The sequence below is a fragment of the Prochlorococcus marinus CUG1417 genome (assembly GCF_017695975.1).
Taxonomy (GTDB): domain Bacteria; phylum Cyanobacteriota; class Cyanobacteriia; order PCC-6307; family Cyanobiaceae; genus Prochlorococcus_A; species Prochlorococcus_A marinus_AG.
In genome coordinates, this window is sequence record NZ_JAAORN010000002.1 from 557,998 (window position 1) to 572,487 (window position 14,490).

Genomic DNA, 14,490 nt, shown 5'->3' on the forward strand with positions numbered 1-14,490 from the left:
AGATAATTAAACTTATCAATAGTATAGTATGATAATATTACATATCGGTAATTTTGAAAATAGTATTTCAATATCATGAATTCAGTAATTTTCCAAGAAACAGCAAAATTAAAAAAACCTGTTCCAGCTGAAAAAGTTATAGAACTCTCAGAGAAATTACTAGAACCTTCCAGTCATTCAAAAAGATATCCTCCAAGACTACATAAAACGTGGGGAACAATAGTTTTTATGATTGCAATTCATATTCTTTCTCTTGTCGCTATACAACCAAAATTCTGGAGTCTCCCTGCAGTCACTTCATTATTATTTTTTTACTGGGTAACTGCTTGTTTAGGAGTTACCCTTGGATATCACAGATTGTTATCACACAGATCGTTCATTGTACCAAGATGGTTAGAAAGATTTTTTGCTACCTGTGGAGCCATAAGTTGCCAGCATGGACCAATAGATTGGGTAGGTTTACATAGACATCACCACTCTTTTTCAGACACTGAAGTAGATCATCACAATAGTAAAAAAGGGTTTTGGTGGAGTCATATGGGTTGGATGTTTAAAGACGTAGAAGCACTAAAAGCTGTTCCAAAACTAAGTGCTGATTTAATCAAGGATCCATATTATAGATTTTTAAATAAATATTTTTTATTCTTACAAATTCCTATTGGGCTTTCATTATACGCAATAGGTCAAAAATTAGGAGTTGGAGGATGGGCTCTAGTCCTTTGGGGAATTCCATTAAGGCTTGTGGTTGTTTATCACGTAACATGGCTAGTCAACTCCGCGACACATTGTTGGGGTAAAGCACCTTTTGAAAGCGGTGATTCATCTAAAAACAATGCATGGGTTGCTGCATTAACATTTGGAGAAGGTTGGCATAATAACCATCATGCATTTCCCAATTCGGCAAAACAAGGATTATTTAAAGGACAGATAGACATAACATGGGAACATATTAAGATTCTTGCGAAATTTGGTTTTGCAAAAAAAGTAAAGTTACCCTCCAGGTCGTATTATTAACTATATTGTTCAATATTTTCATGGCTAAAAGAGTACAAGTCGCATTAACTGAATCAATCGCATCACTAGGTAAAGAAGGAGATCTAGTTGATGTAGCACCAGGATACGCAAGAAATTTTCTATTACCTTATGGCAAGGCAATGAATGTAACACCAGCAGTACTTAAACAAATTGAAAGGAAAAAAGAAAAAGAAAAAATCGCTGCTGATAAATTAAAGCAAGAAGCTTTAGATTTCCAAACTGCATTATCTACAATAGGAAGGTTCACTATCAAAAAACAGGTTGGAGAAGATGGAGTCCTTTTTGGAACGGTTACCAATGGGGATGTTGCCGAAGCGATAGAAGCGGCAACTAAAAAAGAAATTGATAGGAGAAACATCACAGTTCCTGATATTCATAATTTAGGTTCCTTTACTGCAAAAATAAAATTACATCCAGAAGTAAATGCAGAAGTAAATATTGAAGTAACAAGTTAATTAATTTGTTGCAATATTTTGAAAAGTAGCCAGAGTATATATCTAAGCAATTAAAGATATGGTTTCAGTACCTTTTCCAAATAATGGGCAAAATAAAAATTTTAAAAAGGATTTTAATAGTGAAAACTCTGGATTAGTACCTCCTCAAAACGTTCAAGCAGAGGAAGCTGTTCTTGGGGGCATACTTCTTGATCCAGATGCGATCGGAAGAATTGCAGACTTAATTAAACCTGAAGCTTTTTATATAAATGCCCATCAAGAGATTTATAGAACAGCATTAATGTTGCATACCCAGGGTAAACCAACTGATTTAACGTCAATGAGTGCTTGGTTAGCAGATAATGGATCACTAGAAAAAATTGGAGGAAACAGCAAACTGGTAGAACTAGTTGAAAATGTTTCCTCTACAGCCTCCATAGAACAAGTTGCTAATTTAATTAACGATAAATTCATGAGAAGGCAACTTATCAGATCTGGGAATGAAGTGGTTCAACTAGGTTTTGATCAAACTCAAGATACTAATGAAGTTCTAGATAAAGCAGAGCAAAAAATATTTGAAATCAGCCAAGAAAAACCTTCAAAAGGCCTGACTCAAGCAGCTGAAATCCTTACAAGTACTTTCAATGAAATAGAGTCAAGATCATTAGGTACTTCAGTAGCTGGTATACCAGTAAATTTCTATGACCTTGATGCGATGACTCAAGGTTTTCAAAGAAGTGATTTAATAATTGTTGCTGGAAGACCTTCAATGGGTAAAACTTCAATAGTTCTTAATCTGGCAAAAAATGTTGCACAATCGCAAGATTTACCTGTGTGTGTTTTTAGCCTTGAAATGAGTAAAGAACAATTGACATATAGATTGCTCTCTATGGAAGTTGGAATCGAGAGTGGCAGGCTAAGAACAGGCAGATTACAGCAAGATGAATGGCCATTGCTCGGAGAAGGTATCAATTCATTAGGTCAATTACCAATTTTTATAGATGACAAGCCTAACTTAAGTGTTTTAGAGATGAGATCTCTCTGCAGAAGATTAATAGCTGAACAAAAAAAAGAACTTGGATTAATTGTGATTGATTACCTCCAGTTAATGGAAGGATCAACCCCTGATAACAGAGTGCAAGAACTTTCACGAATAACAAGAGGTCTTAAAAGCATGGCCAGAGAATTAAAAGTACCAGTAGTAGCTTTATCTCAGCTTAGTAGAGGAGTAGAATCTAGAACAAATAAAAGGCCAATGTTAAGCGATTTAAGAGAATCGGGATCTATTGAACAAGACGCAGATTTAGTATTAATGATTTATAGAGACGAATACTATAATCCAGAGACTGAAGATAGAGGAATTACAGAAATCATTGTCACTAAACATAGAAATGGACCCGTAGGAACTGTTAAATTATTATTTGAACCTCAATTTACGAGATTTAGGAATTTAGCTAATTAAATCGATCCTAAAATGCAAGATCATCACTCAACAAATGAATCTTTTGATGTCATCGTTATTGGTGGAGGTCATGCAGGATGCGAAGCCGCTATAACAACAGCAAAATTAGGATTTTCTACAGCCTTATTTACAATCAATTTAGATAGGATTGCCTGGCAACCATGCAACCCTGCTGTTGGCGGCCCGGCAAAAAGTCAGTTGGTACATGAAGTTGATGCATTAGGTGGAATTATTGGTAAATTAGCTGATAAGACAGCTATACAAAAAAGAATATTAAATGCGAGTAGAGGTCCTGCTGTATGGGCATTAAGAGCTCAGACAGATAAAAGAGAATACTCAAAAAAGATGATAGAAATACTACAAAATACAGATAATTTATCATTAAAAGAAGCAATGATTACTGAACTAGATATCGGAAAAACTGAAGAAATTGGATTAAACTCAAAAAAAATCGTCAAAAAAAGAATAAAGGGTGTAAAGACTTTCTTTGGTAGTTATTATTCAGCAAGATCAGTAATCATTACAGCTGGTACGTTCTTAGAAGGAAGAATATGGATAGGAAATAAATCAATGTCAGCTGGTAGATCGGGCGAACAAGCAGCAAAAGGTCTCACTCAAAATTTGCACGAAATTGGTATCAAAACAGAACGTTTAAAAACAGGGACTCCAGCAAGAGTTGATAAAAGAAGTATCGTTTTTGATGAATTAGATATTCAACCAAGTACTGCAGCAGATAAATATTTTTCGTTTGATCCAGATATCAAAAATAATATGCCCCAAGTTAGTTGTCATATCACTAGAACAACTCCCAAAACACATCAACTAATTCGAGACAATTTACATTTAACTCCCATTTACGGCGGTTTTATTGATAGTAAGGGGCCAAGATATTGTCCATCAATTGAAGATAAAATCGTTAAATTTGCTGATAAAGAATCACATCAAATTTTCTTAGAACCAGAAGGAATTAATACCCCTGAAATATATGTTCAAGGATTCTCTACAGGTTTACCTGAAAATATTCAATTAGAACTTCTAAGAACCTTACCTGGATTAAATGAATGTAAAATGTTGCGACCAGCTTATGCTGTCGAGTATGACTATATACCTGCAACACAACTCCAAACATCACTCGAAACCAAAGAAATTGAATATTTATTTAGCGCTGGACAAATTAATGGAACTACTGGTTATGAAGAAGCAGCAGCACAAGGATTAGTAGCCGGAGTCAATGCGACAAGAAGACTAAACAAAAAAGATCCAATAATCTTCTCTAGAGAAAGCAGCTATATAGGCACAATGATCAATGATTTAATTACCAAAGATCTCAAAGAACCATATAGAGTTCTTACTAGTAGGAGTGAATACAGGTTGACCCTTAGAGGAGATAATGCAGATAGACGATTAACCCCACTAGGTTATGAAATAGGGCTAATTGATGACAAAAGATGGTCGGTCTATCAAGAAAAAATGAAACTCCTTGAAGAAGAGAAATTAAGATTAAAAAACACTCGTTTAAAAAACACGGATGAAATATCAGAAAAACTAGAATTAGCCACGGGATCAAAAATCAAAGGCTCAACAACTTTGAAAGAACTCTTAAAAAGACCAAACTTTCATTATTCAGATTTAATTAAATATAATTTGGCTGAAAAAAATATAGATTCTTCAATACAAGAAGGTGTTGAAATAGATATTAAATACGAGGGTTATCTTAAAAGACAAAAAAACAACATTGAACAAATAAATCGTCAAAGCTATAAATCTCTGCCTGAAGAAATAAATTATGAAAAGATAGATACATTATCTTTAGAAGCTAGAGAAAATTTGAATAAGATAAAGCCAAAAAATTTTGGTGATGCTTCAAAAATTCCGGGGGTTAGCAAAGCTGATTTAACTGCTTTACTTGTTTGGCTAAAAATAAGAGAGATAAAAAAAGATAAGACAAATATTTTTGCCGAAAAAAAGTTATCATCTTAAAAGCACTACGTCAGAGCACTGAATAATAAACTTTTTAACTCTCCAAAAATTTTATGGGAAGAAAAAGCCTCTATTTTTTTAGTGAAGAATTCACTACCAAAAATATCTGGTCCATGGAAATTAATGCTGCTTGGGGATGGAAGTCCAACTAGACATCTGCAGCTTTTAACTAATCAAGAGACAAAAATTAAATTAATTTCAATGCAATTAGATCCTCTATCCACTCAAGAAGGTCCTACAGAATTGAATCAGTTAAATGGCCCTTTAATTAGAAGACAAGTATGGATCAAAAGTAATAATAAAAACCTAGCATGGGCAGAAAGTTGGTGGAATGCAGATCAAGTGAGTGAAAATTTAAAAGCCAAAGAAGAGCCAATTTGGAAGAATTTGACACAAGACAGATCAGAATTATTTAGAGAAGTTGATCGTATTTCACTTGTCAATGCAAAATGGTTAGAAGATCAATTTTGCTTTAAAGGTCCATTCTGGTCAAGAAATTACAGATTTTTTCGGGACAAAAAACCGTTAACAATTATAAGGGAAGTTTTCAATCCAAATTTAGAAAATTTACTGGGGTATTCAGGAATTAAAGAATTTACCAAACTATACTCTTCTTCTTCTTGATCTTGGAAGATTTCTTAATTTTGATTGAACTTGTTGGATTGATTGATCTCTAGAAGTATTATTCTCATTTTCTGAAGCTCTTTGCCATCTTTCAACTTTGAAATCCATTTCATCTGGCCAATCTTCGTCCTTACTCTCTTTCACATAAGGTAATTTTTTTTGCTCATTTGTCTGTAAATTTTTTGGTTGCCTTAAAGATATTGCTTCTAAAGGTCTTTTTGAATGCTGTGTAGTAGATTCATAAGAATTTGATTCTCTGGAAAATGTCTTAATATCGCTTTGATCATCATAAAAATTATCATCATTCCAATCATCATTTTCTTCATCAAAAAATAAATCCACTTTTTCAGATACCCATCTTCCTACTTTTTTAACACTCTTACTTGTTATACCTTGAAAATCTGAGTTCTTTCTTTTACCAGGCCTAGCACCAGATACTCCATCAACGAATTGTCTTCCAGTTTCAAAAATTTTATCAACTTGTTTATCAACAATATTTCTATCAAAACTATTTCTAAGATTTCTAATTCTCCTTGAATCCATAAATTATTGTTCTTTTTAAAATATAAATTACATTAAAAAAATAAATAATTCCAAAGATAGAAACAAAAACACATCTAATTATTTCTAATCAAACAAAATTAAACACTTTTTATTCCAAGATCCATTAAAGAAATTTACACAACATTTTTTACAGGCTATATTCTGTATTCTTTTTCTATAAAAAAATTTCTCACCACAATTTTGACAAGTTCCTATATATTTTAATTCTCTCCTTTCTATAGGAAATGAGTGCCTAACAGCAATTTGAAAATTCTTCTCTTTTGAATTAATTTCATGCATCTTTTCTAAGAAATTTGGACCATGTATCTCATTTTTCATTAATATCCTATCTACCCATGCATGAATCATTTCATGACATAAAGTACTGTTTATTGCACTAGTGGATAATTTACTCAAGATAGGTTTTGATAAGATAATTTCAGAATCTATAAAACCATTAATACGTTTTCTTTTATAAAAACCAGCAGTAGTTTTTAATCTATTATCACTCCATCTAACTTTTACTAAAGGGTGATTATTAACCGTTAAAGAATTTTCAAAATATTGGCTATTAAATCTATGAAATAAGGGTAAGAGGGGAATTACAGGCATTATGGATTAAAATTAGTATTATTTTGACAAAAAAAGCCATCAAAAACGATTTCTTTTCTTAAAGTAATAAAAAACACAAATTAACATGGATGCAACACTAGTCAAAGATATCGGAATTAAAGCATTATTAGTTGGCGGAGCTGTATTAGTTTCTTTTTGGACTTTTAATGCAGTCAAATTAGTTATAAGTGCCAGAGGAATTAATCCATTAGTAAGAAAGTTTTTCGATCAAATAGCTGCTGGCAGAATTGATGCAGCTTATGGTTTAACTACAAAAACTTATAAAACTCACGTAAAGCGACAAGACTTTCTTAAATTTTTAGCTAGTTTAAACCTCAATAAATACAGAAATCTAAAATCAGGAAGACCTAGAGTCCAAGAAGATCAAATCATAATAACTTTGAATTTAAAATCAGAAGACAAACAAGATGAGCTCCCATTAGATTTTACTTTTGCAAAAACTAACAATGATTGGAAAATAGACAGAATAGCTAAAGTTAATTAATAATTCTTGTGATGCAAAAAGAATTGTTTAAAGAAGAAATAATTCATCAATTAGAATTACACCCAAGTAGATTAGATAAAGAAAAAATCATCTCAGAAGCAATGGAAGAAGGTCTAGATGATTTTTTTGAAGGCATACGTATGGCACTAGATCCATTAGTAACTTTTGGTGTAAAAAATGTCCCTGAGAAAGAGAATGAAAAAAGTCAAAATTTTTTATGGGAAGATTTTAGAAAATTAGCCAATAAGCTTATTCAGAGAGAACTTACTGGTCACGCTGCTCGCGATGCAATTCTTACGGCTATGGAATCTGCAACAAAAGAAGAGTGGAATGGTTTTTATAGACGAGTTTTAATTAAAGATCTTAGATGTGGTGTATCTGAAAAAACAATCAACAAGATAGCAAAGAAATTTCCCAAATATGCTATTCCTATTTTTTCTTGTCCTTTAGCTCATGATAGTGCAAATCATGAAAAAAAAATGATAGGAAAAAAGCAAATTGAAATCAAATTAGATGGTGTACGCGTCTTAACTATTATTAGACAAAATAAAGTAGAAATGTTTTCTCGTAATGGGAAACAATTCCATAATTTTGGTCATATTATCTCAGAAATAGAAAACGCCTTAAAAAAAGACCCAGAGCCTTATGACTTAGTACTCGATGGTGAAGTGATGAGCGCTAACTTTCAAGATTTAATGAAACAGGTCCATAGAAAAGATGGCAAACAAACCAAAGACGCAGTTCTCCACCTATTTGACTTATGTCCACTTGAAAACTTTCAAAAAGGGAGATGGAACACTAGTCAAACAAAAAGAAGTTTATTAGTAAAAGAATGGGTAGCAAAACATTCTATGCTTCTAAAACATATACAAACACTTGAATGGGAAAATGTAAATCTCGACACTATTGAAGGACAAAAAAGATTTATAGAGCTGAATAAATCTGCTGTGGAAGGTGGTTATGAAGGAGTAATGATTAAAGATCCTGATGCTATGTATGAATGTAAAAGAACACACAGTTGGTTAAAAGCGAAACCTTTCATTGAAGTCACTTTAAAAGTTGTATCGGTTGAGGAAGGTACAGGTCGCAACAAAGGGAGACTAGGAGCGATCCTGGTAGAAGGAAAAGATGATGGGTATGAATACAGTCTTAGTTGCGGAAGCGGATTTAGTGATATCCAACGTGAAGAATATTGGTCAAAACGTAATCATCTCGTTGGTCAACTTGTAGAAATCAGAGCTGATGCAAAAACCAAGTCAAAAGATGCCGTGGCTTTTAGTCTTAGGTTTCCTAGATTTAAATGCTTTAGAGGATTTAAAGATGGAGAAAAAGTTTAAATTTTAAAAAATAATATTCAACAAAGTAATCAAAGAATAATTTGGTTTTTAAACAAAAAAATTAAAAAACTTGGCTATAAAATGTAAGAATAATTATCAGGACTTTTTGAGAGACTTATGACAAAGAAAACAGTTTTCAACTTCATAAAAACACCTTGTGGACAGGCAAAATATATCGAATTAGAAGCCAACAAAACTTTACTAGGTAAATTAAGGCTTTTCTGGTTTATCTTAATTGCATCAATTAGAGATTGGAATATTAAAGAGTAAATTCTTAAGATTTTTCAAAATATTCTCTGGAGTATTTAGCTGAGAAATATACAACTAAAAAAGTTGAAATAATTCCAATGGTAGTAATATATAAATTATTAGGTGATTGCACATTTTTTAACTCCTGAATGCTTTTTGCCAAACTACCTATTGAGCAATAAAGAAAAGTTCCAGGTATTATTCCAATAAGACCAAGAGCGAAATCTCTAAATTTAACATTATTCAAACCATAAAAATAATTTAGAATACTGAAGGGAAATATCGGCGATAATCTCGCTAAAAAAATTAATTTAAGTCCGCCTTTTTCTAATACTTTTTCCATAACACCTAATTTTGGATAACGGCTAAAAAGATTTTTTAGCTTTTTTGCAAAAAAACTTTTTGATACAAAAAAAGCAACTGATGCGCCTATGGAAGCGGAAATAAAAACGATAATTGATCCTAAATATGAGCCATATAAAAAACCTGATAATAAAGATAACCAAGAAGCTGGAAGTATTAATAAAACAATTAAAATATAAATACAAACAAACGAAAAAATCCCAAAACCAGTATTAAAAAAAAAAGACAAATTATAAATATTTTCAAGAAATATATTCATTCTCAATTCAAAAGTTCAAGTTTTTTAGTGATTCTTTCCTTTTGTACCGAACCCTCATCTAATTTAAATCTGCATTCTTCAACAATATCTTTTGGAGCCTTATCAACGAAATTTTTATTAGATAATCTCTTGTTTAAATTTTCTAATTCAATAGTTACCTTTTTTAAATCCTTAGTTAACCTTTCCTTTAATGCATCTATATTCACAAAATCCTGAAAAGGCAAGTAAACCTCTAAATCACTAATTATCCCGGAAAAAGATTTAGCAAAATCTTTTTTATCAACAGCATTATTTTTAAAAATAAATACTTCAGAGGATTTAGTTAAGGTTCGAATATCATCAACTAAAATTTTTAAAAAATCAATCAATTCATCATTGTCTGAAATTAAATATACAGGACCTTTTTCTGATGGCTTAAGACCTAATTCAGCTCTCAAATTTCTAATCAGCCTAATAATTTCAAAGAGTTGCTGAAAGGAATTATCAAGCTTATTATCAACAAATTTATTTTCGTGAATTGGCCATTTTTGAAGAGATAATAATGCATTATCTGGTTTTAGTTGCAGCACATGCCAAAGTTCCTCAGTAATGTGCGGCATAAAAGGATGAATCATTACCAAAATATCATTGAGCACTTTTATTAAAACTTTTTCAGATATTTGTCTATTTTTAGTCTCTTTATTGTTAAACCTTTGTTTAGCAAATTCTACATACCAGTCACAAAAATCATTCCACGTAAATTCATATAGAAGTTTCGCAGATTCTCCCAATTTATATTCTTTCAACAAAGCAGCGACTTTTATATTTACCTGATTCAATTTCGATAAAATCCACTTATCACATAACTCTAAAAAAGTTTCATCACTCTCATTAAGCGAATAATTATTATTAGAAGTTTTATTAATTAACACAAATTTAGTTGCATTCCATAATTTATTCGCAAAATTTCTTGAAGCTTCAACAGTTGAAGACGTATCTTTTTTCCTATCAAAATCAAGTCGGATATCTTGTCCAGCGCCTGCAACTTCTCGAATTAAAGCAAATCGTAGAGCATCTGAACCATATTTATCAATTAATAGTATTGGATCAATACCATTACCTGAACTTTTACTCATTTTTTTATTGTTTTCATCTCGAACTAGACCATGAATATAAACATCCTTAAAAGGAATATTATTTGTAAAAGTATTTCCCATCATAGTCATTCTTGCCACCCAGAAGAAAATAATATCGAAACCAGTAACAAGAACACTATTTGGATACCATTTTTTAAAATCCTGATCATTTATATTTGGCCAACCAAGGGTTGAGAAAGGCCATAAACCACTTGAAAACCATGTATCCAAAACATCTTTATCACGAACCAATTTAATATTTAATCCAAATTTTTTATTAGCTTCGATTAAGGCATCTTCTTCATTTCTTGCAACGATATATGGAGTATTTTGTTCTATTGAGTCTTGAGATTCATCTAAAACATACCAGGCTGGTATTTGGTGCCCCCACCACAATTGCCTACTGATACACCAATCATTAATATTCTCTAACCAATCCTTATAAACTTTCTCCCAGCGTGGAGGAATAAACGATGGGTTTTTAGAATCAAGTTCATTAAGACATCCTTGTGATATATCATCCATTTTCAAAAACCATTGTGTTGACAATAAAGGTTCAATTGGAACCTTACCTCTATCAGAAAAAGGAACAGTATGTTTATAATCCTCTATCTTTGTCAAAAGGCCTAAGTTATCCAATTCTTTGATAATTTTCTTTCTAGCCTCATATCTATCTAAATTTTGAAAAATACCGGCATTAATATTTAAAGTTCCATCTTTGTTCATTACATTAATCTGTTTTAAATTATGCCTTTTTCCTATTGCAAAATCATTTGGATCATGGGCTGGAGTAACCTTCACACAACCAGTACCAAAATCTTTATCAACATGTGAATCAGCAATAACAGGTATTTCTCTATCAACGAAAGGAACTTTTACTTTAACGCCAATAAATTCTTTATATCTATCATCATCAGGATTAACTGCCACAGCAGTATCACCCAAAAGAGTTTCTGGTCTTGTTGTTGCAACTTCTAAGTACTTATCTAACTGTTTACCACTTTCAGAAATTAAAGGGTATTTAAAATGCCATAAATGACCATTTACTTCTTGCATTTCAACTTCAAGATCACTTACTGCAGATTGAGATTCAGGGCACCAATTAACCAAATATTCGCCTCTATAAATTAAATTCTTTTTATAAAGAATATTAAAAGCCTCAATAACTGCTTCATTTAATTTTTGATCAAGAGTAAATCTTTCTCTAGTCCAGTCAACTGAATATCCTATCCTTTTTAATTGAGAAACTATTCTTCCACCACTTTGTTCTTTCCACTTCCATGCTCTTTTAAGAAATTCATCTCTTCCAATATCCTCACTTGTTTTGCCTTCACTTTTTAATTGTTTTTCGAGAATAGTTTGAACAGCTATTGAAGCATGATCAGTTCCCGGTAAACACAAAACATTCTTACCTAAAAGTCTTTGAAAACGTACTACAACATCTATTAAAGCCGTATTAAATGCATGCCCCATATGCAAAGATCCAGTTACATTTGGTGGTGGAATAACAACACAAAAAGGCTCCCCATCATCCTCAGGGTTAGGACTAAACGCCTTTAGTCTTTCCCATTTTTCTTGCCACTTTTTCTCTACTTCAAAAGGTGAATAATTCTCTAAAGATAATTGATCATTCATCTCTGTCATGTTCAAATTTTATTTCAATAAACTTTTTGTTTATTTTATCTTGAGAGCAGCTAATTATTGAAAATAATATTAGTTTGCAAAAAAAGACACATTCATTCTACAAAAGTTTGAAACCAGAACCACATGAACAACGTTTTGCATTTTTTGGGGTTGAAATAAGAAATCCACCACCGCTCAAATCACCGTAATAATCTAATTTTAAATCTTTCAGTAAATTAAACTTTTTTACATCCGCGTACAAAGTTACTCCTTCAGTTCTTGAAATAGGGGATCCATTACATGTACCTGGCCTTAATTTAATATGCATCCATCCTTCGGAACAATTTTTATCCTCTACCAAATCAATCGACATTTCTCCTGGAGAACCTCCAAAAGAAGCTTGCCTAGATAGTTCTGAAGCAGCACTTTGACTGATTGAAAGATTGACGATCTCAGTCATTAGAAAAATAATAAATGGGCGATCCAGGGTTCGAACCAGGGACATCCTGCTTGTAAGGCAGGCGCTCTACCGCTGAGCTAATCGCCCTTATAATAGATCATTCTAATAGATGAAGTTGAAAAATTTATACTAAGTATTTAAATATTTCATGATTGAGGCAAAATTTAATTAATAAGATATACCCTATGTCCTCAAACAATAGATATAAGTTGGAAAACAATTCTGATTTAGAAACTATAAATAGTTTTAAAATCTTAATATCTAATATCAAAGCATTAAAAGATAAAACTTGGGGCTGCCCATGGCAAAAAATACAATCTCATGTATCATTGATCCCATTTTTGTATGAAGAAAGTAATGAATTTATAGATGCGATATATGAAAAAAATGCAGATAACATATGTGAGGAGTTAGGAGATCTTTTACTACAAATAATGCTTCATGCTGAAATCGGTTACGAAGAAAAAGAATTTACACTAAATGATGTTATAAAAAATCTAAACAAGAAAATTATTAATAGACATCCATATATTTTTAACAAAAAAGAAAAAGTATCATTAAAAAAATCACAACAGATTTGGGTAAATATAAAAAATTTAGAAAAAGAAGCAACTCATATGAAATCTTCAATTAGTAGAAATTTAAATTTGAAAATTAAAAATTTACCGCCAACTGTTGGAACAGATAAAATCACAAATATTGTTAAAGAATATGGTTTCAAATGGGAAAGTACTGATGAGATTTTTAAAAAGTTAGAAGAAGAGATTAATGAATTAAAGGAAGCAATTAATAGTAAAAATGATTCAGAGATAAAAAATGAATTTGGGGATATTTACTTTACCCTTCTTAATCTCTCAAACTTTTTAAAGATTAATCCTGAATCAGCTCTTCAAAAAACTAATATAAAATTTTTAGACAGATTTTCAATCGTCGAAGAGCATGCAGGAGATAATATTAAAAAACAAACTCCTAAAGACTTTCAACGGCTTTGGCAAATAGCCAAACAAAAACTGGCGGGAAAAATTCCAAAAAGCAAATGACAAATATTACAACATGGATAGATGAATATCATAAAGGCTCAAGATTCGGCCTAAATGGGAAAATCCTAATTAAAAAAACCTCAAAATATCAAGAAATTATTGTTATCGAAAATGAATATTATGGTAAAGCTTTAATGTTGGATGGCTGCTGGATGACATCATTAAAAGACGAGAAATATTATCATGAGTGTCTTGTGCATCCTGCATTAAGTAGCATTGACGAGAAATCTAATGTACTAATTATTGGCGGTGGTGACGGTGGTACTGTAAGAGAATGCGTTAAATATTCTCAAATATCAAAAATTGATCTAGTAGAAATTGATGAGGAGGTAATCAAAATATCTAAAAAATTTCTAAAAGAAATTGGAGGCGAAGCATGGAATGACAAAAGGTTAGAAATTCATGTTGATGATGGCGTTAAATGGGTAAAAAAAACAAGAGATAATGTTTACGATGTTATATTTATAGATTGTTCAGATCCCTCAGAATTTTCAAATTTATTATTTTCAGATTCTTTTTATAAAGAATGTAAAAGAATACTTTCACCAAGTGGGATATTAGCAACCCAAAGCGAATCTCCTGAATCCTTCCAAAACATTCACATAAATATTCTGAAAACAATAAAAAATATATTTAAAGTTTCTGAAACAATGTATTCCTTCGTGCCTATATATCCAAGCGGGATATGGAGTTGGACATTTGCTTCTTCAAAAAATCTAAATTTATCAAAGCAAAACTATGATGAAATCCTAAAAATAGAAAAAGGATGTGAAATTTGGAATTTAAATTTTCAAAATGCAGCATTCAAAATGATGCCAAATAAAATTGTAAAAGAACTAGATTCATAAG

At 31.5% G+C, this 14,490-nt stretch carries 15 protein-coding genes and 1 tRNA gene; 10 read left to right on the forward strand and 6 right to left on the reverse strand.

Annotated elements, in window-relative coordinates; genetic code table 11:
• Nucleotides 1-75: 75 nt before the first annotated feature.
• From HA140_RS09125 to HA140_RS09145, 5 genes are read left to right on the forward strand one after another with little or no spacing between them, the layout of a single operon-like run.
• Nucleotides 76-1,014 (forward strand): acyl-CoA desaturase, encoded by a 939-nt coding sequence (locus HA140_RS09125; RefSeq protein ID WP_209040779.1) that lies wholly within the window; start codon nt 76-78, stop codon nt 1,012-1,014.
• Between the two features lie 20 nt (nt 1,015-1,034).
• Nucleotides 1,035-1,490 carry a 50S ribosomal protein L9 gene (gene rplI / locus HA140_RS09130; RefSeq protein WP_025895206.1) on the forward strand — a complete coding sequence of 152 codons (456 nt, stop codon included), beginning with the start codon at nt 1,035-1,037 and terminating at the stop codon, nt 1,488-1,490.
• Nucleotides 1,491-1,548: 58 nt separating this feature from the next.
• Nucleotides 1,549-2,931 carry a replicative DNA helicase gene (gene dnaB, locus HA140_RS09135; RefSeq protein ID WP_025891221.1) on the forward strand — a complete coding sequence of 461 codons (1,383 nt, stop codon included), beginning with the start codon at nt 1,549-1,551 and terminating at the stop codon, nt 2,929-2,931.
• A gap of 12 nt (nt 2,932-2,943) precedes the next feature.
• A complete protein-coding gene (gene mnmG / locus HA140_RS09140; RefSeq protein WP_209040780.1) occupies nt 2,944-4,911 on the forward strand; it encodes a tRNA uridine-5-carboxymethylaminomethyl(34) synthesis enzyme MnmG in 1,968 nt (655 codons plus the stop codon).
• A 48-nt stretch (nt 4,912-4,959) separates the two neighbouring features.
• Complete coding sequence (locus HA140_RS09145) at nt 4,960-5,535, forward strand: chorismate lyase (protein WP_209040836.1); 576 nt, start codon at nt 4,960-4,962, stop codon at nt 5,533-5,535.
• Here the strand turns inward: HA140_RS09145 and HA140_RS09150 are convergent.
• Nucleotides 5,515-6,078 carry an RNA helicase gene (locus HA140_RS09150; RefSeq protein ID WP_209040781.1) on the reverse strand — a complete coding sequence of 188 codons (564 nt, stop codon included), beginning with the start codon at nt 6,076-6,078 and terminating at the stop codon, nt 5,515-5,517. The two genes, HA140_RS09145 and HA140_RS09150, sit on opposite strands and share 21 nt — an antisense overlap.
• 84 nt (nt 6,079-6,162) lie before the next feature.
• A complete protein-coding gene (locus HA140_RS09155; protein WP_209040782.1) occupies nt 6,163-6,690 on the reverse strand; it encodes a SprT family zinc-dependent metalloprotease in 528 nt (175 codons plus the stop codon).
• A gap of 85 nt (nt 6,691-6,775) precedes the next feature.
• Between HA140_RS09155 and HA140_RS09160 the strand changes: the two genes are divergently transcribed.
• From HA140_RS09160 to HA140_RS09170, 3 genes are all read left to right on the forward strand, one after another.
• Nucleotides 6,776-7,195, forward strand: a complete 420-nt coding sequence (locus HA140_RS09160; RefSeq protein ID WP_011377313.1) for a hypothetical protein — start codon at nt 6,776-6,778, stop codon at nt 7,193-7,195.
• A 23-nt stretch (nt 7,196-7,218) separates the two neighbouring features.
• Entirely contained in the window at nt 7,219-8,532 is a 1,314-nt protein-coding gene (locus HA140_RS09165) for an RNA ligase family protein (RefSeq protein ID WP_209040837.1), read from the forward strand.
• Nucleotides 8,533-8,649: 117 nt separating this feature from the next.
• On the forward strand, nt 8,650-8,802 hold the full coding sequence (locus tag HA140_RS09170; protein ID WP_209040783.1) for a hypothetical protein: 153 nt from the start codon (nt 8,650-8,652) through the stop codon (nt 8,800-8,802).
• Between the two features lie 4 nt (nt 8,803-8,806).
• On the opposite strand, the gene HA140_RS09175 is transcribed toward HA140_RS09170, so the two are convergent.
• The 4 genes from HA140_RS09175 to HA140_RS09190 form a co-directional block, all read right to left on the reverse strand.
• A complete protein-coding gene (locus HA140_RS09175) occupies nt 8,807-9,403 on the reverse strand; it encodes a TVP38/TMEM64 family protein (protein WP_209040784.1) in 597 nt (198 codons plus the stop codon).
• Between the two features lie 2 nt (nt 9,404-9,405).
• Complete coding sequence (locus HA140_RS09180) at nt 9,406-12,162, reverse strand: valine--tRNA ligase (RefSeq protein ID WP_209040785.1); 2,757 nt, start codon at nt 12,160-12,162, stop codon at nt 9,406-9,408.
• A 97-nt stretch (nt 12,163-12,259) separates the two neighbouring features.
• The gene (locus HA140_RS09185; RefSeq protein ID WP_072013173.1) at nt 12,260-12,646 is read right to left on the reverse strand and encodes an AIR synthase; all 387 of its coding nucleotides are present in this window, start codon (nt 12,644-12,646) and stop codon (nt 12,260-12,262) included.
• Nucleotides 12,617-12,688, reverse strand: a tRNA-Val gene (locus HA140_RS09190). Before HA140_RS09190 ends, HA140_RS09185 begins: the two co-directional genes overlap by 30 nt.
• Nucleotides 12,689-12,786: 98 nt before the next feature.
• Here HA140_RS09190 and mazG point away from each other — a divergent pair.
• Nucleotides 12,787-13,641, forward strand: coding sequence for a nucleoside triphosphate pyrophosphohydrolase (gene mazG, locus HA140_RS09195; protein ID WP_209040786.1), 855 nt, complete (start codon nt 12,787-12,789; stop codon nt 13,639-13,641).
• Nucleotides 13,638-14,489, forward strand: coding sequence for a polyamine aminopropyltransferase (gene speE, locus HA140_RS09200; RefSeq protein WP_209040787.1), 852 nt, complete (start codon nt 13,638-13,640; stop codon nt 14,487-14,489). Before mazG ends, speE begins: the two co-directional genes overlap by 4 nt.
• Nucleotide 14,490: the final 1 nt, after the last annotated feature.

Excerpts from the sequence above, each read along its gene's own strand:
- rplI (WP_025895206.1), top strand. The coding sequence starts at position 1,035 with ATGGCTAAAAGAGTACAAGTCGCATTAACTGAATCAATCGCATCACTA.
- dnaB (WP_025891221.1), top strand. The coding sequence starts at position 1,549 with ATGGTTTCAGTACCTTTTCCAAATAATGGGCAAAATAAAAATTTTAAA.
- HA140_RS09160 (WP_011377313.1), top strand. The coding sequence starts at position 6,776 with ATGGATGCAACACTAGTCAAAGATATCGGAATTAAAGCATTATTAGTT.
- HA140_RS09185 (WP_072013173.1), bottom strand. The coding sequence starts at position 12,646 with ATGTCCCTGGTTCGAACCCTGGATCGCCCATTTATTATTTTTCTAATG.
- HA140_RS09125 (WP_209040779.1), top strand. The coding sequence starts at position 76 with ATGAATTCAGTAATTTTCCAAGAAACAGCAAAATTAAAAAAACCTGTT.
- HA140_RS09170 (WP_209040783.1), top strand. The coding sequence starts at position 8,650 with ATGACAAAGAAAACAGTTTTCAACTTCATAAAAACACCTTGTGGACAG.
- HA140_RS09175 (WP_209040784.1), bottom strand. The coding sequence starts at position 9,403 with ATGAATATATTTCTTGAAAATATTTATAATTTGTCTTTTTTTTTTAAT.
- mazG (WP_209040786.1), top strand. The coding sequence starts at position 12,787 with ATGTCCTCAAACAATAGATATAAGTTGGAAAACAATTCTGATTTAGAA.
- HA140_RS09150 (WP_209040781.1), bottom strand. The coding sequence starts at position 6,078 with ATGGATTCAAGGAGAATTAGAAATCTTAGAAATAGTTTTGATAGAAAT.
- speE (WP_209040787.1), top strand. The coding sequence starts at position 13,638 with ATGACAAATATTACAACATGGATAGATGAATATCATAAAGGCTCAAGA.
- HA140_RS09155 (WP_209040782.1), bottom strand. The coding sequence starts at position 6,690 with ATGCCTGTAATTCCCCTCTTACCCTTATTTCATAGATTTAATAGCCAA.
- mnmG (WP_209040780.1), top strand. The coding sequence starts at position 2,944 with ATGCAAGATCATCACTCAACAAATGAATCTTTTGATGTCATCGTTATT.
- HA140_RS09180 (WP_209040785.1), bottom strand. The coding sequence starts at position 12,162 with ATGACAGAGATGAATGATCAATTATCTTTAGAGAATTATTCACCTTTT.